Consider the following 20,063-nt stretch of genomic DNA (forward strand, 5'->3'; position numbering starts at 1 on the left):
CGCACCGGCGGTCCACCGGGGCCGAACCGTCAGGTCAGCGGCTCGTCGTGGGGGACGTCGAGCAGCAGGTCGGCGGCGTGGGCGACGACGTCGGCGCGGGTCCGCCCGCCGTGCTCGGTGGCGAGGAAGTGGTGGCCGATCGCCAGGCAGAAGGCGAGCAGGCTGCGGGCCTCGACCTCGTCGGGGTCGGCACAGAAGGTGCCGATCATCTCGCGCAGCAGGTCCATGCGCCGGTTGTCGACACGGCGCAGCCGCGCGGCCACCGCGTCGTCGCGTCGCGCCCAGTCGCGGATCGCGAGGTCGATGGGCAGCAACTCGTCCCAGAGGGTGAGCCGCCCGGCCCGCCGGATCTTCGCCCGCGCGTCGCCGCCCTCACGCTCGACGCGGTCGAGCACCTCGTCGATGCTCCTGCGCTCCCAGGTGTCGAGCATCTCCTTCAACAGGGCGTCGCGGTCGGCGAAGTACCCGTAGAACCCGCCCTTGGTGACGCCGAGCGCCTTGGCGAGCGCTTCGACGCGCACGGCGTCCACCCCGCCCTCGGTCAGCGCCCGCAGGCCCTGCTCGACCCATTTCTCGCGCGGGGTGCGCAGTGCGCCCATGCCGTGTGCCACCTCACTTGTGCAGCTGTTGTACGGAGCCGTACAACAGCTCTAGCCTCATCTTGTACGCCACCGTATAAGTGGCGAAGGGGGCCTGTCATGCCGTTCGGTCCCCGCACGTTCCCGTACGAGAACGGAGAGTTCGGATGAACAAGTGGGCAGGCTGGCTCGTCGTGTTGTTCGGTGCCGCGCACACGCTCCTCGCCCTGACGGTGGAGGAGGCCGCGAGCCACGCGGGGGACTGGTTCAGCGGGGAGCTGTGGGGGGAGGACTTCACCGCGATGAGCCCGGCGAACAGCGCGTACTGGTTCAGCCTGAACAGCTTCGGCCCGCCGCTCGTCATGCTCGGCGCGCTGATTCTGTGGCTGGACCGCAGGGGCGTCGTGCCGCCGCGGTTCATCGGGTGGGCGCTGGTGGCCTGGGCCGTGATGGACCTCGTGATCGGCGGGCTCTCGCCCGCGCCGATGATCCTGATCGCGGGCGTGCTGATCCTGGTCGGCGGACGCCGTGCCGCGCGCTCCGGCGCCCCGGTCCCCTCCGCCGTAAAGGAGTAGCGGTGCGGGGCCGCACGGACGAACATGGCGCGCATGAGTGATCAACCCGCACGCTGGACCCAGTCGACCGTCCACCTCGACATGTGGGCGGACCCGGACGTGGACCCCCGCAACAACGAAGGCCCCAGCCCGGACGGCGAGTTGGCGACGCTGCTCGACTATCTGTCGGACTACCGCATGACCCTGCGGATGAAGTGCGACGGCCTGGACGCGGAGCAGCTGGCCCGCCGTTCGGTGCCGCCGTCGACGATGTCGCTGCTCGGCCTGATCCGGCACCTCGCCGAGGTGGAGCGGGACTGGCGCAACTGGATCACGGACGGCGATCCGCTGCCGAAGCTGTACGGCAAGAAGGACGCGGACTTCCACGGGGCCGTCGCCGAACAGGCCGTGGTCGACGCCGCGTACGCCGATCTGGCGCGTGAGCAGGCCGAGACGGATGCCGCGCTGGCCGCGCACACGGATCTGGGCGTGCGCCTCGGCAAGGACGCGACCTCGGTGCGAGAACTCCAGGTGCACAGGATCGAGGAGTACGCCCGTCACTGCGGGCACGCCGACCTGCTGCGGGAGTGCGTCGACGGCCGCGTGGGGCAGTGACGGGGCCGGATTCCGGCCCCTCCTGTTCCTCGCCCGCCGGGTCTTCGTGGCCCGCTGGGCCTCAACTCGCCCGCATCATGCGGTACATGCCGATGGAGTCGTGCTCGGCGGTGTCCGCGAAGCCGAACTTCTCGTAGAGGAAGCGCGCGGGGCCGTCCGCGATCAGCGACACATACGCGGTCGCGGGCGCCCGGCGCTCCAGTTCGTCGGTGAGCGCGGCCATGATGCGTGCGCCGAGGCCCCGTCCCTGGTGTGCGGGGTGCACGCAGATGTCGACGATCTGGAACGCGGTGCCGCCGTCGCCGATGATCCGGCCCATGCCGATGGGCTCGCCGTCATGGTGGAGCACCACGCCGTACCACGTGTTCGGCAGGGCGAGCGCGACGGCTTCGGGAGCCTTGTCGGAGAGGCCCGCGTCGGTCCTCAGGCGGCGGAAGACCTCGACGGACGGCACACCGGCGCGGATCTCGTAAGAGTCACTATCCTGGTTCATGCCTTACATGCTAGCGGAACCCCGGGTGAAGTTCGTCGAGTTGTCAGGACGTGGAGGGATCTCGGGGTCGATACTTCGCGGCGGACCGACCACCCGTCGACGGAGGGGAACCCCATGAGGCTGAAGACGAACCCGCTGCTGCGCGCCGCCCGGCGCAAGCGGGGGCGGGCCATTGCGTCGCTGATCGCGCTGGCCGCGGCCGCGGGGGTGCTCGCACCCGCGCCCGCGCATGCGGTGCCGGCCTGCGGTGACACGGGATCGGCGCCGCCGGTCAAGGTGGCCCACGTACCCGACTGGGTCGAGTCGATCGCCGTCGACCAGCGGGGCCGGATGTTCGCCACCGCGTACTTCACCGGCCGCGTCTACCGCATCGACGCACCGGGCCGTGCCGCGGTGCCGATCACCGGGAACGTGGGCGCCAACGGCGGGATCGTCGTACGCGACGACGGCCGGCTCCTCGTCGGCACCGGCAACGACCCCCTGCACTCGGTCACCGGAGGCGTCCTCCCGACGTCCGAACTCCTGCTGGTGGACCCGGAGTCCGGCAAGGTCAGCACGTACGCCAAGGGGCTCGGCGGCATCGACGGCGTGGCCCTCGCGGCCGACGGCACCGTGTACACCACGACCCTCGGCGGCGGGAACATCGGCCGCGTGACGCCGGACGGTCAGGTCGACCCGGCCTGGTCCCATCTGCAACTGCCCAACGGGATCGCCGTGTCCCCGGACGGGCGGCAGATCTACGTCATCCAGACCACCGTCGCCCCCGGCCTCTACCGCATCCCCGCCGACGACCCCTCGCACCCGCGCCGCTGGATCTCCACCCCCCTGTCGGACGTCCTCTCCCTGCCCGACGGCCTCACGCTCGACAGCGCGGGACGCCCCCTGATCGCCACCCACGTCGCGGGCCAGATCTGGCGGGTCGAGGACGGGGCCCTGTGCGCCGTCGAGTCGGGGCTGAACCTCTCCACCCAGATCACCTACGGACACGGCGACGGCGGATTCTCCAAGGGCAGGCTCTACCGGGCGGGCGTCGACGGCACGATCTACGAAGTCCCCGCCGGGGCCGAGGTGCCGGACGATCGTTCCAGGTGAGCCGCGTCTCACCTGCCCGGAGCCGCTTGTCTATGCAACGAGTTGCATAGAAGGATTCGGGCATGGCGCTTGAGCACGCGATCCTCGTCTCCCTGCTGGAGAAGCCGGGCTCCGGCTATGAGCTGGCCCGGCGGTTCGACCGGTCCATCGGGTACTTCTGGGCCGCCACGCACCAGCAGATCTACCGCGTGCTCAAGCGCATGGAGGGCGACGGCTGGATCGACGTCCGCGAAGTGGCGCAGCAGGAACGGCCGGACAAGAAGGAGTACTCCGTCGCGGCCCCCGGCCGCTGCGCGCTGTCCCGGTGGCTGCACGAACCGATCGAGCCCGAGAGCGTCCGGCACGAACTCGCCGTGAAGATCCGCGGCGCGGCCTTCGACGACCCCGCCGCACTCATCCGCGAGGTCGAACGGCACCGGCAGGCGCATGCCGACCGGCTCGCGCGGTATCTGGCGGGGGAGCGGCGCGACTTCACCGGACCCGACGCCCCCGAGGCCGCCGGGGCTCCTGGGGCGCTCGATGCCGGCCGGGAGCTCCAGCACGTCGTGCTGCGCGGCGGCATCGCGTACGAACGCATGACGCTCGACTGGCTCGACGACGTGCTCGCCACCCTGCACCGCCTCGGCCCCGCGCGCTGAGCGGCGCGCGACGGCCGCACCCTCCACCACCCTCACCCCCTCCCGAGCCGGAAAGGCGCACAGCCATGGCCGACGCCCTGCTGTTCCACCCGAACACCTACGACCCGCAGCACTTCGACCCCGAGACCCGCAGGCTGCTGCGGGCGACCGTCGACTGGTTCGAGGCGCGCGGCAAGCGCAGGCTGATCGAGGACTACCGCTCCCGCGCCTGGCTCGCGGACTTCCTCGCGTTCTCCGCGAAGGAAGGGCTGTTCGCGACCTTCCTCACCCCGGCATCCGCCGCCTCGGACGGGCAGGGCGACAAGCGGTGGGACACCGCGAGGATCGCCGCCCTCAACGAGATCTTCGGCTTCTACGGCCTCGACTACTGGTACGCCTGGCAGGTCACGATCCTGGGCCTCGGCCCCGTCTGGCAGAGCGAGAACGCCGCCGCCCGCACGCGCGCGGCCGAACTCCTCGACCAGGGCGAGGTGTTCGCCTTCGGGCTGTCCGAGAAGACCCACGGCGCGGACATCTACTCGACCGACATGCTCCTGACGCCCGACGGCGACGGCGGCTTCCTGGCCAGCGGCTCCAAGTACTACATCGGCAACGGCAACGCCGCCGGTCTGGTCTCCGTCTTCGGCCGCCGCACCGACGTCGAGGGACCCGACGGGTACGTCTTCTTCGCCGCGGACAGCCGCCACGAGGCGTACCACCTGGTCAAGAACGTCGTCGACTCCTCGAAGTACGTCAGCGAGTTCCGCCTGGAGAACTACCCGGTGGCCGCCGATGACGTCCTGCACACCGGCCGCGCCGCCTTCGACGCCGCCCTCAACACCGTCAACGTCGGCAAGTTCAACCTGTGCACCGCCTCGATCGGCATCTGCGAGCACGCGATGTACGAGGCCGTCACGCACGCCCACAACCGCATCCTCTACGGCCGCCCCGTCACCGCGTTCCCGCACGTGCGCCGCGAGTTGACCGACGCGTACGTCCGCCTGGTCGGCATGAAGCTGTTCAGCGACCGCGCCGTCGACTACTTCCGCTCGGCGGGCCCCGACGACCGCCGCTACCTGCTCTTCAACCCCATGACGAAGATGAAGGTGACCACGGAGGGCGAGAAGGTCATCGACCTCATGTGGGACGTCATCGCGGCCAAGGGCTTCGAGAAGGACAACTACTTCGCGCAGGCGGCCGTCGAGATCCGCGGCCTGCCCAAGCTGGAGGGCACCGTCCACGTCAACCTCGCGCTGATCCTCAAGTTCATGGGCAACCACCTGCTGAACCCGGCCGCGTACGCGCCCGTGCCGACCCGTCTGGACGCGGCCGACGACGACTTCCTCTTCCGGCAGGGACCGGCCAGGGGCCTCGGCGCCATCCGCTTCCACGACTGGCGCACCGCCTTCGACGCGTACGCCGGGCTGCCCAACGTCGCCCGCTTCCGCGAACAGGCCGACGCCCTCTGCGAGTTCGTCACCACGGCCGCCCCCGACGAGGCGCAGAGCCGCGACCTCGACCTGCTCCTCGGCGTCGGCCAGCTCTTCGCGCTCGTCGTGCACGGCCAGCTGATCCTGGAGCAGGCCCGCCTGACCGGCCTGGACGAGGACGTGCTCGACGAGCTCTTCGCCGTCCTCGTGCGCGACTTCTCCGCACACGCCGTCGAACTGCACGGCAAGGACTCCGCCACCGGGGCCCAGCAGGACTGGGCCTTGGGAGCGGTCCGCCGCCCGGTCGTCGACGAGGCCCGTTCCGCGCGCGTCTGGAACCGCGTGGAGGCGCTTGCCGGTTCGTACGAGATGGCGCCGTAGCCCGCGCCACCGCTTGTCCCGGGCGCCTCGTGAGAGCGGGGCGCCCCATGGCAGCTAGCGCCCGCCCCCTCCCGCGTACGCGGCGCCCAGCCACGCCTCGTCGATCCGCAGGCGCTTGTGGCGCGTCGTATCCGAGGCCGCCGCATGGGTGTTGACGATGTCGAGGCGCACATGGCGGGCGGTCGTCGCCGGGATGTCGACGAACGCGACGCCGCGACGGCTCGGGAGAGTGCCGGTCTTCACGGGGCTGCCCCAGTGCTCGCCGTCGGCGCTGACGTACACGCGGTAGTCCCGGATGCGCGCCGACTGCTCGGTGTCCGAGCGGGCGTAACTGACCGAGTCCTCCCGCTGGTTGATCCCGAGGTACCGCACGCGCCCGGCCTTGCCGAGGTCGAAGCGCAGCGACACCGGGGTCGTCCTGTCGCTGTCCCAGTAGGTGCCGTAATCACCGTCGGCCGTCAGCTCCGCGCCGTGGCCGCTCGCGGACGCGCTCGCGCTCATCGTGTACGAGGAGGCGGGGATGATGCCCTCGCGGCCCGCGGTGGTCACCTTGAAGACGGTGTCGTACGGATCCCAGTCGCCCAGGCCCGTCAGGGTCAGGGTGCCGCCGGACTGCCGGTACGAAATCGCTTCTCCCGTACGGAGGTTGGTGACCGAGCTGACCCGGTAGCCGTTGTCCCTGACCTTCAGCGTGGACGTGGACGGCGGGGTGAGGACGTGCAGGTAGTGCCGGTCCGCATCCTTCTTGGCGACCGTCGTGACGCCGTGCGCGCCGTCGTTCCAGAAGCCGGGCTTGAGTCCGCCGTGCAGATAGCCGCCGCCCTCGACGCCGTGCAGAGACTCGCCGATACGGTCCAGATAGTCCGCGGCGAAGGAGTTGAAGGCCTCCTGCTTGGCCGGGAACCTGCCGTTCACCATCGGTGTCTCCGCCATGAGCGCCTTCACCGACGATCCGGCGTTGGTGATCAGCCGCCCCAGCGTGAGCTTCCGGTCCACGTCGGGATCGGAGCCCGTGTACCACCAGGAGCCGGTCGAGGGCAGTTTGAAGTCCGCCTCGATGAGCCGGGGCGCTGCGGTGTAGACGGCCTGGGGGTAGTCGTAGGACGGGGACATGCCGGTCTTCTGCTCGTTGCTGACCATGTCCATGATCGGCGTGTCCTCGTTGTTGTTGCTGAGCGTATAGGCGGGACGCCGCTCGTAGATCTTCCGGTAGAGGTCGTGCTGTTCCCAGTACGCGTTGTCGTTGTCGATCCAGAAGCCCCCGAGATCCGGATAGCGGTCCATGACCTCGAAGAACTGGTCGTACGCGTACTCGCCGAAGCCGTCCCGCGTGCGCAGGTCGACGTCGCGCCCCTTGTGGGCGGAGTACGCGGCCGAGTCGAGCCACTCGTGCCCGCCCTCGTCGTGCCACTGCGGATCGTCGGTCATGTACAGGATCGTCTTGAGACCCTGGGCCTTCGCGGCCGTGATCAGCTCGCCGAGGAAGTCGCGCCGCGTCGCGCAGCTGCCCGGGATCTTGGAGGGCCACGGCCTGGCGTAGCCGAGGCGGCTGTGGAAGGTGGCGAGGACGAGGTACTGGGCGTGCAGCTTGCGCGCCTCGCGCACCCAGTGGTCGGCGTTCCAGCCGCCCTCGGTGACGTCCCGCTCCCAGGCCGCGCAATCGGTGTGGGACGGCGCGGTGCGCAGCCCCCAGTGCAGGAAGAGCCCCGCGGTGGACGCGCGCAGGAAGTCCTGGCGGGGATGGACCACATCGGCCGTGGCGGGGGTTGGCAGGGCGAGGGCGCCGAGCAGCAGCGCGAGCACGGCCGTCAGGGCCGCCCAAGGGCGGCGTCGCCGGGCGCTCATCAGGCGAGCTGGTAGGCGCGCAGGTCGGTCAGGAGCATGTGGCAGTCCTGCAAGGAGCCCGAAGTGTCGCCCAGGGAACGGTAGATGCCCCACTTGGGGCGGACCCGGTCCTCCAGGAAGGTGTCGATGCCGGTGCGCGACTTGTCGATGAGCGTCGTACCGCCGCTCTTCAGGATCCAGCGGATCGACCCCGACGTGCCGTCGCCGATCTTCATCTGGAAGTCGACGTCGGTCCACTGGTCATGCAGCGGCGCGAGGGCGGTGCGCCCGATGACCAGCCCCGACGTGAACAGCTGCAGCTCGATGGTCTGTACGCCGTCCACCCGGCGCAGCGACTGCACGACGATCGGCGAACTGCCCTGGCCCGGCTGCTTCATCTGCATGATGTGCGTGAACGACGTGGTCGCCTTGAGGGAGCCGGGCAGGAACATCTTGTACGTGATCCGCCACGTCTGGCCCGAGAGCCAGCGCAGATACGTGTCGCCCTTGCGGCAGCCCGTGACCTCCTGGCGCTGCCGGTCGGTCGATGTGTCGCGGTCCACCATGTGCATGTTGAACCGCCAGTTGGCGCCCTCGGTGCGGATGTGCGGCTGACCCGCCGTGTGCGAGTCGGCCCGGTCGTCCTCGATCGTCTCCCAGGCCCGCATCCCGTCGTTGCCGGTCGTCGGGGACCAGCGCAGCTGCCAGGTGGCGGTGGGGCCGCTGGTGCTCGCCGAGGCGGCGTGCGCGGGAGCTTGATCGGCGGCCCGCGCGGCGCCCGGTATGGCTGCCGCGGCCGCGCCGCCGAGCGCGGCTCCCAGGACGGCTCTTCTGGACGTGTCCATCTGCCCCTACCTTTCCCTCAGTTGCTCGTTCATGATCAGAAAGGCGCCGAGACCGTGGAAGTCGTTGGTCGCCCGGGTGCGGTCGATGTAGTAGGCGTAGTCCCCGACGTTCGTGCCGACGGAGATCTCCGCGAGGTTCGTCCGCCCGTCGCCGCCGAGCGAGACACGGGCGAGCACGCCCTCGTATCCACGCCGGGCCACCTGCGCGTAATGGGCGTCGATGTAGCCCTGTTGGGCGCCGCGTGAGAGGGCGTAGGTGAACATGCTGGAGCACGACGTCTCGGTCCAGTTGCCGGGGCGCGTCCCCTTGTCGATCACCTGGAACCAGCGGCCGGTGGCCGGGTCCTGATACCGCTCCAGACCGGCCGCGAGCCTGCCGAGGACGGTCCGCAGCCGCGGGCGCCGTGGATGGTCCGCGGGGAGCGCGTCGAGCACGTTCACCAGCGCCATCGAGTACCAGCCCACGGCCCGGCACCAGGACTCGGGCGCGCGCCCGGTGTCCTCGTCGGCCCAACTCGCCGCCCGGGACTCGTCGTAGGCGTGCCGCAGCAGTCCGCCCGGCACCTGCAGATGCGCGCCGTACACGGCCAGCTGCTCGGCCGCCTCGTCCTGCGTGTACGCCGTGTCGCCGAACTCCGCGCCGTACTCGACGAGGAACGGATTCACCATGTAGACGCCGTCGGCCCACAGTTGATGGGCACGACCGGCCGACGCGGCGTGCCAGAAGCCGCCGTCGTCCGTGCGCGGATAGGTCCTCAGACGGTCGCGGATCTTCCGGGCGGCGGTCCGGTAGCGGTCCTGCCCGGTCTCGTGATGCAGGAGGGTCAGGAGTCGTCCCACCTGCATGCTGTCGAGGCTGTTGAAGCCCTGCTCCATGGACCCGTCGGCGCCGACGAAGCGATCCACGTACTGCTTGATGAACGTCAAGTACCGCTTGTCATGGGTGCGTTGATAGGTCAGGTACTGGCCGTAGAGGTAGAGCCCGACCGGGTACGACCAGCCGCCGATGGAGGTGGGCGTGTAGCGGGCGAGCGTCGATTCGACCATGGAGGTGGACCAGTCCGTGGTGGACGCGGGGTCTGCCGCGGCGAGTGAGGTGGGCGGTGCGGCGAGTGACGTGGGTGCTGCGCCGAGTGGCGTGGGTGGCGCGGCGAGCGCGCCGCCGGCCAGGAGGCCCGCCATGAGCAGTGCGGATGCTCTCCTCATGGCTGGCTCGCGACTTCATCCGATGTTTGCGCGGTGCTGAACGTGCTCTTCTCTCTGCGCGTACGGACCGTCCGGGGATGCATCGGCCGTCACCTGCCTTCTTGGGGCGGGAGGGGAACTGCCGAAGGTCGGCTGGCTGTTCAGATCCATGTCCCGCATTCAGGGTCGTGCATAAGAGTTGCGCCGTGACGGGACACGGTCAACGCTCTCGACGGAAAACGTCGGAGCGCTATCTCGCCAATCTGCGTCGGCGACCTAGCGGCCGAACCCGGCGAGATAGGCGTCGGCGCCGTCCGGGTCCATCAGCCAGTCGCGGTAAGTCGGCGGATCCGCATAGCCGTTGGCGAACCGGTGGGCTACCTCGGGGCGGTCGAAGGCGGTCTCCATGATCCGGCCCACGTGCTCGGGCTGCGGTTCGCGCAGGACGAGGTCGGTGAAGGCGTGCGTGTGGCGGGCGCTCGCCCAGTACGTGTCGAAGGCGCCCCGCATCCACTCCTCGTCGAAGGGGAGGTCGCCGCGCCTCAGGATGGAGTCCAGGTAACTGGCCGCAGCCCGTGCGGCGTTGTTCGCGCCCTGGCCGGTGACCGGGTCGTGCACGGCGACGGCGTCCGCGAGGCCGAGGACACGGCGGTCGCCGTCGACGCGCGCCACGGGACGCCGGACCGCCGGGGTGATCGCGCCGTACAGGGCGGCGCCCGCGTCGGTGGGTTCGGCGCGGCGGAACCGCTCGTACTCCCACGGTGCGTACGCCCGCAGCAGCTCCAGCGCACGCCGCAGCCCGTCCCCGGCGCCGGGGCGGTCGGCCCAGCAGTCGTACGCGCCGCCCCACTTCCCCTCGATCAGCAGGATGTCGCAGGGCCCGCCGACCGTGAGCGCCCGCATCATGATGACGTCGCCGGTGGGCGGTACGCCGGTGTTCCTGACGTAGCCGGCCGCGGGGTCGGCGGTGTCGTGCGCGACGCCGTTCACGTAGAAGCAGGCGAGGGAGCGCGGCGGCCCGTCGTGGGCGGGCCAGGACGTGTCCGGCTCGAAGAGCGCCGAGAGTTCACCGCGGCCGGTGGCGAGCACGGTGAGGTCGTGCGCGGCGGCGACGGAGGCCACGTCGGCGGGGCCGACGGACCGGTACTCCGCGCGTCCGCCGCGCTCCTCGAAGAGCTCCAGCCAGGCCGACAGCTTCACGCGCTGGTCCACGGAGCGCACCTCGCGGTCGAACGGCGCGGTGAACCGCCGCGGCGGCACATCCGGCTGCCCCTCCGGCTCCCAGTGGCTCAGCTCGAAGGCAGGCATCACCGGGGCGGTGTCGTCCCAGAGCGCGAGCCCGGCGTCCCGTTCGATGCGCAGCGCCGGGCCGAACATGAGCTGCGTCGAGGTCACCCGGCCGCCCCGCACCTCCTCCGGCCGCCGCTCGGCGACCAGCGTGACCTCGTAACCCGCCCCCAGCAGCCCGAGCCCCAACTGCAGCCCCGCCTGCCCCGCCCCCACGATCGCGATCCTGCGCACCCGCTCCTCCTTCCCGCCCGAGCTGCTTCGGCCGGGCATTGCTCAGCGCTACACATACCCACACCCGACGGCGGGCTTCTCCCAGGTCAGCGAATACCTGCGCAGAACGTGCCGCCGATACCGCACACCGGGCAGCACCCGCCGCGCCACGGCCCGCACCTGTCCGTAACTCATCTCCGGATCGGCCATGGGCATCCCCTCGGGGACGCGCGCCCGGCGCAGCACCTTCACGATCCGTACGAGCGGCGCAGCCGCGACCCGCACCGCCCAGTCCGCCGCGCTCACGTCACGGGCCAGACCGACCACCACCAGCCTGCCGCCCGGCCGCAGCAGCTCGGCCATGCGGATCAGGGCGGCCTCGAAGTCCATGTGATGGATCGTGGTCACCGAGCAGATGAAGTCGTAGCCCTCCACAGGCAGATCCACGGCAAGGAAGTCCCCCTCGACGAAGCTGATCCCCGAGCACCCACCCGTGGCCCCACGGCTCACCGCAACCATCCCCGGCGACCTCTCGACCCCCGTCACCCGCTCCGCCCGCCCCACCAGCTTCCGCGCGAGGAGCCCGTCCCCACTGCCGACATCAAGCGCATCACCGCACCCCACGGGCACGGCACGCAGAATGCCCGGGTGCCGGGCGACGTTGGTGTTCCAGTACGGCTGTGAGGAGGGGCGGCGCACCGGATCAGCGTAGGCCCGGTGCGTCGGTGCGCCGTCGGTTCTCAGAACATGCGTGGCTGGCCGCTGGAGGCGCTGAGTCCGCCGTCGACCGGGATGTGGGCGCCATTGACGAATCGCGCGTCGGAGCTGGCGAGGAAGGCGATGACATCGGCGACTTCGGCCGGTTCGGCGGCGCGTTGCATGGGGATCCGCTGCCGGAACGCGTCGAGCACCGCCTCGCTCTGGAAGATGGGCTCGGCCACCGAGGTCCGGGTCAGGCTCGGATGGACGGCGTTGACGCGTACGCCCTCACCGCCGTGGTCGAGGGCCATCGCGTTGGTCAGGTTGACCAGCGCCCCCTTGGCGCTGTTGTAGGCGGCCAGACCCCAGTCCGCGCCGAGTCCGGACACCGAGCCGACGTTGACGATGCAGCCACGCGCGCGGCGCAGCTGGGGGAGCGCCGCCTTCGAGGCGAAGAAGACCCCGTCGATGTCGGTGGCGAACACCTGACGCCAGGCGGCCGCGTCGAGGTGCTCGACGGTTCCGGGCACGGCAGTGGCGGCGTTGTTGACCAGCACGTCGAGGCGGCCGTACGCCTCGGCCACATCGGCGATCAGCGCCGTGATCGAGGACTCGTCGGCGACGTCAGCGACACGCGGCACGACGGCCGAACCCGCGGGTGCCTCCGCGGCGGCCCGCTTCAACTTCTCCGCGGTCCGCCCGACGGACACCACCGTCGCACCCTCGCGCCCGAACCGCGCCACGGTGGCGGCGCCGATACCGGAACCGCCACCGGTCACGACGACGACTTTTCCGTCGAAACGCCTCTCGCTCACGACAACTCCCCACTGTTGAAAGACTGTTGTGCGAACGACCCTAAGCTTGTCGGCGGCGAACGCCGGGGCCTGAAGCGTACGAGGAGGCCCCCTCGACCTACGATGAGGTCATGGCGATCACATACGAATGGCGCGGCGATGTCGACAACGCGGCCGTCAACGCTCTGCACGCGGAGGCGTTCGACCATGCCCAACTGCCCATCGACTGGCGGACACAGCTGCACGGTCACAGCCTGGGGTGGGTCTGCGCCCATCGGGAGGGCAGGCTCGTGGGGTTCGTGAACGTGGCCTGGGACGGCGGTGTGCATGCCTTTGTCCTCGACACGATGGTCACTTCGGACCTGCGGAAGTCGGGTGTAGGGACGGAACTCGTGGCGATCGCGGCGCGCGAGGCCCGCGATGCGGACTGTGAATGGCTCCACGTCGACTTCGACGATCACCTGCGGTCCTTCTACTTCGACGCCTGCGGCTTCACGCCGACGGACGCGGGCCTCATCGCGTTGCGCTGAGCCACTGCCCCGGTGATCCATTGTCAGTGGCAGGTGTCACGCTGGCGTGCATGGAGATCTTCGAGTGGGGGCCGCTGCTGAAGCGGTGGAGCGAGGAATGGCTGGACGCGGAGGACCCGGAGGAGTTCGAGGAGCTGGACGAGGAGATGGTCCGGAGCCGTTGGCTGGGGTTCGCCCCGGCCGGTCAGGGGCGGATCGTGGCTCTGGAGGAGCGGATCCGAAGACTCGGCGTGACGGCGCCGCTGCCGCCGTCCCTGCGTTCCTTCCTTGAGGCGACGGACGGTTGGCGCCATGCCGGTGGCTTCGTCTATGTGCTGGCGGGGGCGCAGGACATCGGGCCGTACGGAGATCCGTACGACCTGAAGCGGCTGTACGAGGAGGACTTGGCGGAGAACTCGTCCGATGAGGACGTGCGCAGGGCCGGAATGTGGGGCCGGGCCCTGCAGCTGTCGCTCGAATCGGATATGACGGACGTGCTGCTCGACCCGGGTGACGTGGGCGCCGACGGGGAGTGGGCGGTGTACGTGTACCACGGCTGGGCCGGTGAACCGCCCGCCCGGTACGACTCGTTCCGCGCGTTCATGGAGAGCATGTACCAGGAGTTCTACCGGCTCGGCGGCGGTCACTCCGGCTTCGAGAACGAGGTGACGCGGGACCTCGACGCGAAGGTGGAGGAGGCCCGAATCGCCTGCCTGGAAGGCGAGTTGGACACCGCGCTCGCCGTCCTCGACGAGGCGGACGAGCTGGGCAGGCCACGGGCCCGCCTGCTCTCCTCCCAGCTGCGGGCGCTGCTCGAAGGGACCGGCTGGGTACCGGTCGACCCCCGCATGGACGATCCGCTGTACGCGCGCGAGGTGCTGCCCCTGAAGGTGCGCGACCATCTGCGCCATCACGGAAGAGACGACTCGTTCGTGCTCGGCCCCGTGACCGACGACTACGCGAGCGACCGGGAGCGGGCCGGAGCCGTCCTGGAGCAGATCAGGCAACGGACGTACGCATACGTGGCGTCCGGTCCCTTCGGGCGCGCGGTCGAGGAGGCCAGGGAGCTGGCGCGCTGGGGCGACACGGACGGCGCCTGGCGGGTGCTCGCCGCGACGGTCCCGCGGTGGGAGCCGTACGGAGAGGACCATGTGGCCCCGTTCGGCCTGCTCGGGGACCCGCTGCTCGGACCGCTCGTCACACCGGAACGGGGCCGACAGCTGCTGACCACGCCCCGGGGCGGGCGGGCACCCGCGACGCCCTCGCCCTCGCCTGCCGCCGAAGGGAAGGCCGCGCTCGACGGACTCGGCTGGCTGGCCCGGCGCCCCGCGGGCGAACCGCCCAGAGAGGCATACCGGTTCGTCCTCGTGGAGGGCATACGCCCCGAAGAGCTGGCGGAGCGGTTCGGCACGGGCCCGCTGGAGCCGGTGGCGAGCGAGGCCGACCTCTGGGGTCTGCGGTTCTCGGGGCAGCGGGAACGCCGCGGCCCGCTGGCCCGGATCGGCGCCCAGGCGGGCTGGAGCTTCGCCTTCGCGTCGAACCCCTGGCCTGGTGACGACGCGGACCGCCTCACCCACCCCGGCACCGACCTGTCGCACGGCACCCGCGCCCTCACGGTCTGGTGGGCGCCGGGCCTGTTCCACTTCGCCTGCGCCGAGGACGGCGAGCAGCGGTACGCCTTCACGGTCCACGGATCCCGGCGCGAGCAGACAGGCACACTCCCCGCGGCCCTCTCACCCGACCACTTGTTCCCGAACCCCGAAGGCCCCGCCGCCGACCGCTCGGACGAGCGCGGCGCACTGGACGCGATAGCGGCGACGTTCGGCGTCTCCCTGCCGCAATTCGCCCTGGACGAGGGCAGGTTGCCGACGCTGCCGACCCGCCCGTGGATCAGGCCGCCGGGGCCGGGGGAGCCGTATGCGACGGTCACGATCACGCCCAGGTAGGCCGAGGGGCAGGGTGAGGTGGGGGCAGTAGGGCGGCCGGGTCGGCCGATCCGGTTCGCGCGGGTCACTCGCGCGGCATCAGGCGGCTGACCGGCACCCACCCCTCCCGTCCGTCGGCGGCCCTGCACCACACCCAGCCGCCGCGGACGTCCTCGGCGAGCACCGCGAGCCTCTCACCGGCGGCTGCGGCAAGCTCCGTGGTGTCGTACGCGGTGACGACGCGAACGCGTCCGGTGGGTCCCGAGAGGTGGCGGGCCGGGACCCGGCCGGACCCGGCGGGCGCGGTCACGAACACGAACTCCAGCCATTCGGGGCCGCGTTCACCCGAGTCGACCGTCAAGTGCCGTATCCCTTCGTCCTCGTGGGGCGGGGGCGACGCGGACCATGCCCCCGGCTGTCAGTCCCACCCTCTAGTGTCACCCGCATGATCGAACACAAGGACGGGCTCGCGTGGATCGCGACCGAGGCCGACGGGCCGGAGCACTTCTACCTGGTCTTCGGCCAGGGGGTGACGCCCCGGGAGCTGGCGATATGCCTCGGCGCCCCCGAGGACTCGCCGGTGCTCGACGCCGCCACCATCGAGGCGATCGACGACGCCCTGCCGCCGTGGGGGCGGAACGCGCCGAACATCGGACGGATCGGCGATGCGGGGAACGGCTGGTCGTTCTGTCTGCTGCCGTGCACGTTCGTGGGGGCGTTCGGCGCCGAGAGCCTTCCGCCGGAGCCGACCGCGCGCCTCACGCGGATGATCGACATCGATGACACCGGGATGGACCCGGCCAACGTCGGCTACTCGCACGACGACACGTTCGTATGGGGCTGGTTCGACGGGGAGCCCCACGAAGGGGGCGCGCAGCCGGACCTGTTCACCGACCGGCTCCGCGCCCTCGGCCTGCCGCCGCTGCCCGCCGGGGACGAGGACCCGGACGAGGTGATCGAGGCCGCGTACGACCGGCAGTACGAACTCGTCTATCAGGTCCTGAGCGAGCACTTCGGCATCGGCCTCCCGCGGGACGCGGTGGCGGGCAACACACTGCCGGGCATGGTGTGCGAACCCCGCGAACTCCGCTACCCCGTCTACGCCCCCGCCCCCGATGGCCGACTCCAGCGCACCGGAACCCGGACCGAGCCCAATCCGAGGTGGGTCGACCTGCGGGCCCATGGGTTCGACATGTGAGGGCTTCACGCCGCCGTGTCCGGGGCGTGGCCCGCGGCGGAGCGGATCAGGTCCGATGCCTTTTCGGCGATCATGACCGTCGCGGCGTGGGTGTTGACCGAGACGATCGTCGGCATCACGGAGGCGTCCACGACGCGCAGGCTCTGGAGGCCGTGCACGGTCAGGTCCGGTGCCACGACCGCGTCGGGGCCTGAGCCCATCGCGCAGGTGCCCACGGGGTGGAAGTAGGGGCCGACGGCCGCGGCGAGGTAGGCGCGGAGCCGGGACTCGTCGGTGACGTCGGTGCCGGGCAGCACCTCGCGGGCGTGCCAGGGGGCGAAGGCGGGGTCGGCCGCGAGTGCGCGGGCCGTCGCGATGCCCTGGAGCATGCGCCGTACGTCCGTCTCCTGGCCCAGGTAGTTCGGGTCGATCAGCGGCGGGGTGTCAGGGCGGGGGCCCGCGAGGCGTACCGAGCCCCGGCTGTCCGGGACCGTGGCCACCGCGAGGGTGAAGCCGTTGGCCGGGGCCGGCATCGTCGGCGGGTGGTAGGGCACATGGATGCAGAGCAGTTGGAGGTCGGGGCCCCGCACGGCGGCGTCGCTGCGCCAGAGCAGGGAGGTCTCGGCGAGGCTGGTCTGGGCCGGGGGGAGCGGGCTTTCGGCCTCGTGGACGATGGGGCACAGCGGATGGTCGTGGAGATTGCGCCCGACGCCGGGCAGATCGTGCCGCACGTCGATGCCCGTCCGGCGCAGCTCGTCGGCGGGGCCGATGCCGGAGAGCAGGAGCAGCCGGGGCGAGTCGACCGCCCCGCAGCTGACGATCACCTCGGCCGCCGCACGGGCGGTGTGCCCGGCACCGTGCCGCTCGAACTCCACGCCGGTGCACCGGTCGCCGTCGAAGAGCAGCCGCAGCGCTCGCGAATCGGTCGAGACGGTGAGGTTGGGGCGGCCGTACCGGATCGGGTGGAGGTAGGCGTGTGCGGTGCTCTGCCGCGTGCCGTCGACGATGTTCAGGTCGTGCCAGCCCGCGCCCTCTTGGTCGCGGCCGTTGAAGTCGTCGGTCCTGGCGTGCCCGGCCGCCACCGCCGCGTCGAGGAAGGCCTGCGACAGCGGATGCCCGCCCTCCTGCGCGGTCGCCGGACGCAACGGCCCGTCCGCCCCGCGGAACTTGGGGTCCTTGCCGTGGACGGTCTCCATCCGCTGGAAGTACCGCAGCACCCCCTCGTACCCCCACCCGGCGCAGCCCAGCGCCTCCCACCGGTCGAAGTCGGCACGGTGTCCGCGCAGATGGATCAGTCCGTTGATGGCCCCCGATCCGCCCAGCGTCCGACCTCTCGGGAAGGGCCGAGGCGCCTCGTCGGCGCCCGTCTGCGGGACGGTGGTGTAGCCGTAGTCGACCTCGGTGCCCTGCAGCAGGGGCCAGGCCATGGGTATCCCGATGTCCTCCCGGCTGTCCTCCCCGCCCGATTCGATCAGCAGGACCGAACTCTGTCCGTCCTCGGAGAGCCGGGCCGCCAGCACACAACCGGCCGCCCCCGCGCCCACCACGATGTAGTCGTACTCACCGGACATGTCTGCCTCTTCCCGGGCCGTCCACGGACGGCGCGGAGCGCCCCGTGGCCTTCAACGTCGGTTGGTAGTACGGCAGTTGGAATGCCGAGCCTCCGATTGTGTCCGAGCGCGGCGGGCATGTCCCCAGGAATCGCAGAAGGTGACCCACGCCCCACCGACGGGCGGGTCCGGTCCGGGCTTTGCCGAACGGTCGACCAACGGCGCGCCCCCGCGTCGTACGGTTGCCACATCCCAAGATCACGACTGCGGATGCCTCCGGGCGGCTCATCCAGCCTCCGGCCGGGCAGCCCGCCAGGAGGCAATGCCATGAACCTCATCGACATCCCGAGCACCGCCGCCGATCTGCCCGACGCCTGGCACTCGTCGCTGGTCGGACAGGTCGGACGCACCGGTGTGAAGGTGCTCCGGATGGACGGCCGCCCCATGGAGCCGGAATCCCACGACACCGCCGAAGCGCTGCTGGTCCTGGACGGGACACTGCGGCTGGTGGCCGACGGTGTCGATGTCGAGGTGCGCGCGGGGGAGATGTACGTCGTAGCGGCGGGGGTCGAGCACGCCGTGCGCCCCGGCAGCGCGGGCACGCTCGTCATCATCGAGCACATCGCCAACGCGGGCTGAAGCACTCCGCAGGGCGGGGCTGTCCGGGGCGCGTCAGGATGACGTCAAGAGGGGCGGCCCGCCGGTCGGACGTGACGCGGCGGGGGGAGCCTTGAGGGGGAGACGGAGGAGGCCGACCATGCGCATTCCACCCCGGGACGTGGCCGCCGTCGTGACCGCGGTCCTCGCGCCCTTCCTGGCGGCGCTCGTGCTGCTGCCGCTGCGGGACAGCCTCACGCGCACGAATCTCGCCCTGCTGCTCGTCGTCGTGGTCGTCGCCGTCTCGGCCCTGGGGAACCGGTGGGCCGGAGCGCTGGCCGCCCTGTCGTCGGTGGCCTGGTTCGACTTCTTCCACACCGAGCCGTACGAGAGTTTCCACATCCGTGACCGGGCCGACGTCGAGACGGCGGTCCTGCTGCTGGTCGTGGGCCTCGTGGTCTCCCAGCTCGCCGCTCGTGCCCGCGTGCTGCGGTCGGTCGCGGTCACGGACGCGGAGCATCTGGAGCGGCTGTACGCCACCTTCCGGCTGGCGCGGTCGGGCAGCTGCTCGCCCGAGGAACTCGTCGAACGCGTACGGGAGGACCTCGTGGACCTCCTGGAGCTGCGGGACTGCCGCTTCTCCCGCGCGGCGGAGCCCGACGGCGGTCCGCTGCCCCGGCTTGAAATGGACGGGGCGCTGCGGGCGGAAGGCTGGATCTGGGACCTGGATCTGCAGGGATGGCCGGACGGCGAGATCGAGCTGCGGGCCGTGGCGCGCGGCAGGATCGCGGGGCGTTTCCTGATGACGCCCACGCCCGGTGCCGTCCCCGCGCCGCTGGAGACCCGGCTGGTCGCGGGTGATCTGGCGGGGCTCGTCGCCTTCGCGCTGCAGGTTCCTGAGGGCGGCGCGTCCCGCGATCCCGCGGCTCCGGCAATTACCGGACATTCCATGGTGGATGGCGGCTGATATCCGCTGGCAGGCGATGCCCGTGGACGGTACAAGCCGATCCGCACCTGCGGAATTCCGCCGGGGTGTCATGAACGCGTTCACTCGATCATGGCTCTGATCTGCTCGGATATGCCCGTGCGTACCAACTCTTAGCCGGTTATTTACCGGCTTGAAATCCCGTCTTCGAATGCCGTGGACGCCGTGCTACGGTGATCCGTCAGTTGCTGTGTTAACCAATTCCGGCAGGTTCTTGCCTCCTCCGGTTATTCGCGAAAATCCCGGCAGTGAATTTCACGACTCGCCCCTGAGAGGTGACGTATGCCCGGTGAAAGCAGAAAAGGTGCGGCGCAGCACAGCGATTACGAAACATTCATGGCCGCAGTGATCTCCCTCGATGGAAAGTCGCTGATCGAGGACCTGGAAAAGGCGAAGGCCGAGTTTCCGGAGCTGATCACCGCGTTCACGTATCTCAGCATTCATGCGGCCGCATCCGTCATCGCGGGGAACACCTTCCGGCGCGGCAACCTGCTCGCGGACTGCGGGCCCGCGGTGGCCGAGCTCGCCGTCACCGCGGCCAACTCCGTGGTCAAAAGCCCCGACCTCGCCAGGAGCGCGATCTCCAGGATCAACGCGCACTACATCCAGGCGGCCATGGAGAAGTCCATGGAGGAGGGGCGCGTCGTGAGGCCCACCGTGATCGAAGACTCCGCACTGCCGAACTGATCCGCACTACCGAACTGATCCGTACT

The 20,063-nt window shown here is 70.7% G+C and carries 21 protein-coding genes; 11 read left to right on the plus strand and 10 right to left on the minus strand.

Going from position 1 to position 20,063, the window contains the following annotated elements; all coding sequences use genetic code 11:
- Positions 1-29 precede the first annotated feature (29 nt).
- On the minus strand, positions 30-599 hold the full coding sequence (locus tag ACFWZ2_RS27065) for a TetR/AcrR family transcriptional regulator (RefSeq protein WP_384549941.1): 570 nt from the start codon (positions 597-599) through the stop codon (positions 30-32).
- Positions 600-745: 146 nt separating this feature from the next.
- Between ACFWZ2_RS27065 and ACFWZ2_RS27070 the strand changes: the two genes are divergently transcribed.
- Together ACFWZ2_RS27070 and ACFWZ2_RS27075 are read left to right on the plus strand one after the other, a co-directional pair.
- Positions 746-1,153, plus strand: a complete 408-nt coding sequence (locus ACFWZ2_RS27070; RefSeq protein WP_384549943.1) for a DUF6463 family protein — start codon at positions 746-748, stop codon at positions 1,151-1,153.
- A 24-nt stretch (positions 1,154-1,177) separates the two neighbouring features.
- The gene (locus ACFWZ2_RS27075) at positions 1,178-1,747 is read left to right on the plus strand and encodes a DinB family protein (protein ID WP_384549945.1); all 570 of its coding nucleotides are present in this window, start codon (positions 1,178-1,180) and stop codon (positions 1,745-1,747) included.
- A 61-nt stretch (positions 1,748-1,808) separates the two neighbouring features.
- On the opposite strand, the gene ACFWZ2_RS27080 is transcribed toward ACFWZ2_RS27075, so the two are convergent.
- Positions 1,809-2,240 carry a GNAT family N-acetyltransferase gene (locus tag ACFWZ2_RS27080; protein ID WP_384549947.1) on the minus strand — a complete coding sequence of 144 codons (432 nt, stop codon included), beginning with the start codon at positions 2,238-2,240 and terminating at the stop codon, positions 1,809-1,811.
- 114 nt (positions 2,241-2,354) lie between these two features.
- On the opposite strand from ACFWZ2_RS27080, the gene ACFWZ2_RS27085 reads away from it, so the two are divergent.
- The 3 genes from ACFWZ2_RS27085 (at position 2,355) to ACFWZ2_RS27095 (ending at position 5,760) form a co-directional block, all read left to right on the plus strand.
- Positions 2,355-3,332 carry an SMP-30/gluconolactonase/LRE family protein gene (locus ACFWZ2_RS27085; protein WP_384549949.1) on the plus strand — a complete coding sequence of 326 codons (978 nt, stop codon included), beginning with the start codon at positions 2,355-2,357 and terminating at the stop codon, positions 3,330-3,332.
- Positions 3,333-3,394: 62 nt separating this feature from the next.
- Positions 3,395-3,970: a PadR family transcriptional regulator gene (locus tag ACFWZ2_RS27090; RefSeq protein WP_384549951.1), complete on the plus strand. Its 576-nt coding sequence runs from the start codon at positions 3,395-3,397 to the stop codon at positions 3,968-3,970.
- Between the two features lie 65 nt (positions 3,971-4,035).
- Complete coding sequence (locus tag ACFWZ2_RS27095) at positions 4,036-5,760, plus strand: acyl-CoA dehydrogenase family protein (RefSeq protein ID WP_384549953.1); 1,725 nt, start codon at positions 4,036-4,038, stop codon at positions 5,758-5,760.
- A gap of 54 nt (positions 5,761-5,814) precedes the next feature.
- Here ACFWZ2_RS27095 and ACFWZ2_RS27100 read toward each other — a convergent pair whose 3' ends face one another.
- The 6 genes from ACFWZ2_RS27100 to ACFWZ2_RS27125 form a co-directional block, all read right to left on the minus strand.
- A complete protein-coding gene (locus ACFWZ2_RS27100; protein ID WP_384549955.1) occupies positions 5,815-7,605 on the minus strand; it encodes a discoidin domain-containing protein in 1,791 nt (596 codons plus the stop codon).
- A complete protein-coding gene (locus tag ACFWZ2_RS27105; RefSeq protein ID WP_384549957.1) occupies positions 7,605-8,429 on the minus strand; it encodes a Tat pathway signal sequence domain protein in 825 nt (274 codons plus the stop codon). Before ACFWZ2_RS27105 ends, ACFWZ2_RS27100 begins: the two co-directional genes overlap by 1 nt.
- 6 nt (positions 8,430-8,435) lie before the next feature.
- Positions 8,436-9,635 (minus strand): glycoside hydrolase family 105 protein, encoded by a 1,200-nt coding sequence (locus ACFWZ2_RS27110; protein WP_384549959.1) that lies wholly within the window; start codon positions 9,633-9,635, stop codon positions 8,436-8,438.
- 255 nt (positions 9,636-9,890) lie between these two features.
- On the minus strand, positions 9,891-11,135 hold the full coding sequence (locus tag ACFWZ2_RS27115) for a styrene monooxygenase/indole monooxygenase family protein (protein WP_384549961.1): 1,245 nt from the start codon (positions 11,133-11,135) through the stop codon (positions 9,891-9,893).
- A gap of 48 nt (positions 11,136-11,183) precedes the next feature.
- Positions 11,184-11,813 (minus strand): class I SAM-dependent methyltransferase, encoded by a 630-nt coding sequence (locus ACFWZ2_RS27120; protein ID WP_384549963.1) that lies wholly within the window; start codon positions 11,811-11,813, stop codon positions 11,184-11,186.
- Positions 11,814-11,854: 41 nt separating this feature from the next.
- Positions 11,855-12,628 carry an SDR family NAD(P)-dependent oxidoreductase gene (locus ACFWZ2_RS27125; protein WP_384549965.1) on the minus strand — a complete coding sequence of 258 codons (774 nt, stop codon included), beginning with the start codon at positions 12,626-12,628 and terminating at the stop codon, positions 11,855-11,857.
- A gap of 110 nt (positions 12,629-12,738) precedes the next feature.
- On the opposite strand from ACFWZ2_RS27125, the gene ACFWZ2_RS27130 reads away from it, so the two are divergent.
- Positions 12,739-13,137 carry a GNAT family N-acetyltransferase gene (locus tag ACFWZ2_RS27130; protein ID WP_384549967.1) on the plus strand — a complete coding sequence of 133 codons (399 nt, stop codon included), beginning with the start codon at positions 12,739-12,741 and terminating at the stop codon, positions 13,135-13,137.
- Positions 13,138-13,187: 50 nt separating this feature from the next.
- Positions 13,188-15,062, plus strand: a complete 1,875-nt coding sequence (locus ACFWZ2_RS27135; protein WP_384549969.1) for an SMI1/KNR4 family protein — start codon at positions 13,188-13,190, stop codon at positions 15,060-15,062.
- A 64-nt stretch (positions 15,063-15,126) separates the two neighbouring features.
- Here the strand turns inward: ACFWZ2_RS27135 and ACFWZ2_RS27140 are convergent, their stop codons facing one another.
- Positions 15,127-15,402: an SH3 domain-containing protein gene (locus ACFWZ2_RS27140; protein ID WP_384549970.1), complete on the minus strand. Its 276-nt coding sequence runs from the start codon at positions 15,400-15,402 to the stop codon at positions 15,127-15,129.
- A gap of 84 nt (positions 15,403-15,486) precedes the next feature.
- On the opposite strand from ACFWZ2_RS27140, the gene ACFWZ2_RS27145 reads away from it, so the two are divergent.
- The gene (locus tag ACFWZ2_RS27145; RefSeq protein WP_384549971.1) at positions 15,487-16,239 is read left to right on the plus strand and encodes a hypothetical protein; all 753 of its coding nucleotides are present in this window, start codon (positions 15,487-15,489) and stop codon (positions 16,237-16,239) included.
- A 5-nt stretch (positions 16,240-16,244) separates the two neighbouring features.
- Here ACFWZ2_RS27145 and ACFWZ2_RS27150 read toward each other — a convergent pair whose 3' ends face one another.
- Entirely contained in the window at positions 16,245-17,789 is a 1,545-nt protein-coding gene (locus ACFWZ2_RS27150) for a GMC family oxidoreductase (protein ID WP_384549972.1), read from the minus strand.
- 306 nt (positions 17,790-18,095) lie between these two features.
- On the opposite strand from ACFWZ2_RS27150, the gene ACFWZ2_RS27155 reads away from it, so the two are divergent.
- The 3 genes from ACFWZ2_RS27155 to ACFWZ2_RS27165 all read left to right on the plus strand — a co-directional run bounded on the left by ACFWZ2_RS27155 (position 18,096) and on the right by ACFWZ2_RS27165 (position 20,037).
- Positions 18,096-18,407 (plus strand): cupin domain-containing protein, encoded by a 312-nt coding sequence (locus tag ACFWZ2_RS27155; protein ID WP_384549974.1) that lies wholly within the window; start codon positions 18,096-18,098, stop codon positions 18,405-18,407.
- Positions 18,408-18,525: 118 nt separating this feature from the next.
- Complete coding sequence (locus ACFWZ2_RS27160; protein WP_384549975.1) at positions 18,526-19,332, plus strand: DUF4118 domain-containing protein; 807 nt, start codon at positions 18,526-18,528, stop codon at positions 19,330-19,332.
- Between the two features lie 354 nt (positions 19,333-19,686).
- Positions 19,687-20,037 carry a hypothetical protein gene (locus tag ACFWZ2_RS27165; RefSeq protein WP_384549977.1) on the plus strand — a complete coding sequence of 117 codons (351 nt, stop codon included), beginning with the start codon at positions 19,687-19,689 and terminating at the stop codon, positions 20,035-20,037.
- Positions 20,038-20,063: the final 26 nt, after the last annotated feature.

Origin of the sequence: Streptomyces sp. NPDC059002 (assembly GCF_042740435.1) — a bacterium.
In the GTDB taxonomy this organism is placed as follows: domain Bacteria; phylum Actinomycetota; class Actinomycetes; order Streptomycetales; family Streptomycetaceae; genus Streptomyces.

What these genes read in the sequence shown, in the direction of transcription:
- ACFWZ2_RS27130 (WP_384549967.1), top strand. Translation starts at nt 12,739, where the DNA reads ATGGCGATCACATACGAATGGCGCGGCGATGTCGACAACGCGGCCGTC.
- ACFWZ2_RS27080 (WP_384549947.1), bottom strand. Translation starts at nt 2,240, where the DNA reads ATGAACCAGGATAGTGACTCTTACGAGATCCGCGCCGGTGTGCCGTCC.
- ACFWZ2_RS27085 (WP_384549949.1), top strand. Translation starts at nt 2,355, where the DNA reads ATGAGGCTGAAGACGAACCCGCTGCTGCGCGCCGCCCGGCGCAAGCGG.
- ACFWZ2_RS27110 (WP_384549959.1), bottom strand. Translation starts at nt 9,635, where the DNA reads ATGAGGAGAGCATCCGCACTGCTCATGGCGGGCCTCCTGGCCGGCGGC.
- ACFWZ2_RS27070 (WP_384549943.1), top strand. Translation starts at nt 746, where the DNA reads ATGAACAAGTGGGCAGGCTGGCTCGTCGTGTTGTTCGGTGCCGCGCAC.
- ACFWZ2_RS27065 (WP_384549941.1), bottom strand. Translation starts at nt 599, where the DNA reads ATGGGCGCACTGCGCACCCCGCGCGAGAAATGGGTCGAGCAGGGCCTG.
- ACFWZ2_RS27095 (WP_384549953.1), top strand. Translation starts at nt 4,036, where the DNA reads ATGGCCGACGCCCTGCTGTTCCACCCGAACACCTACGACCCGCAGCAC.
- ACFWZ2_RS27075 (WP_384549945.1), top strand. Translation starts at nt 1,178, where the DNA reads ATGGCGCGCATGAGTGATCAACCCGCACGCTGGACCCAGTCGACCGTC.
- ACFWZ2_RS27150 (WP_384549972.1), bottom strand. Translation starts at nt 17,789, where the DNA reads ATGTCCGGTGAGTACGACTACATCGTGGTGGGCGCGGGGGCGGCCGGT.
- ACFWZ2_RS27105 (WP_384549957.1), bottom strand. Translation starts at nt 8,429, where the DNA reads ATGGACACGTCCAGAAGAGCCGTCCTGGGAGCCGCGCTCGGCGGCGCG.
- ACFWZ2_RS27135 (WP_384549969.1), top strand. Translation starts at nt 13,188, where the DNA reads ATGGAGATCTTCGAGTGGGGGCCGCTGCTGAAGCGGTGGAGCGAGGAA.
- ACFWZ2_RS27165 (WP_384549977.1), top strand. Translation starts at nt 19,687, where the DNA reads ATGGCCGCAGTGATCTCCCTCGATGGAAAGTCGCTGATCGAGGACCTG.
- ACFWZ2_RS27160 (WP_384549975.1), top strand. Translation starts at nt 18,526, where the DNA reads ATGCGCATTCCACCCCGGGACGTGGCCGCCGTCGTGACCGCGGTCCTC.
- ACFWZ2_RS27100 (WP_384549955.1), bottom strand. Translation starts at nt 7,605, where the DNA reads ATGAGCGCCCGGCGACGCCGCCCTTGGGCGGCCCTGACGGCCGTGCTC.
- ACFWZ2_RS27090 (WP_384549951.1), top strand. Translation starts at nt 3,395, where the DNA reads ATGGCGCTTGAGCACGCGATCCTCGTCTCCCTGCTGGAGAAGCCGGGC.
- ACFWZ2_RS27155 (WP_384549974.1), top strand. Translation starts at nt 18,096, where the DNA reads ATGAACCTCATCGACATCCCGAGCACCGCCGCCGATCTGCCCGACGCC.
- ACFWZ2_RS27145 (WP_384549971.1), top strand. Translation starts at nt 15,487, where the DNA reads ATGATCGAACACAAGGACGGGCTCGCGTGGATCGCGACCGAGGCCGAC.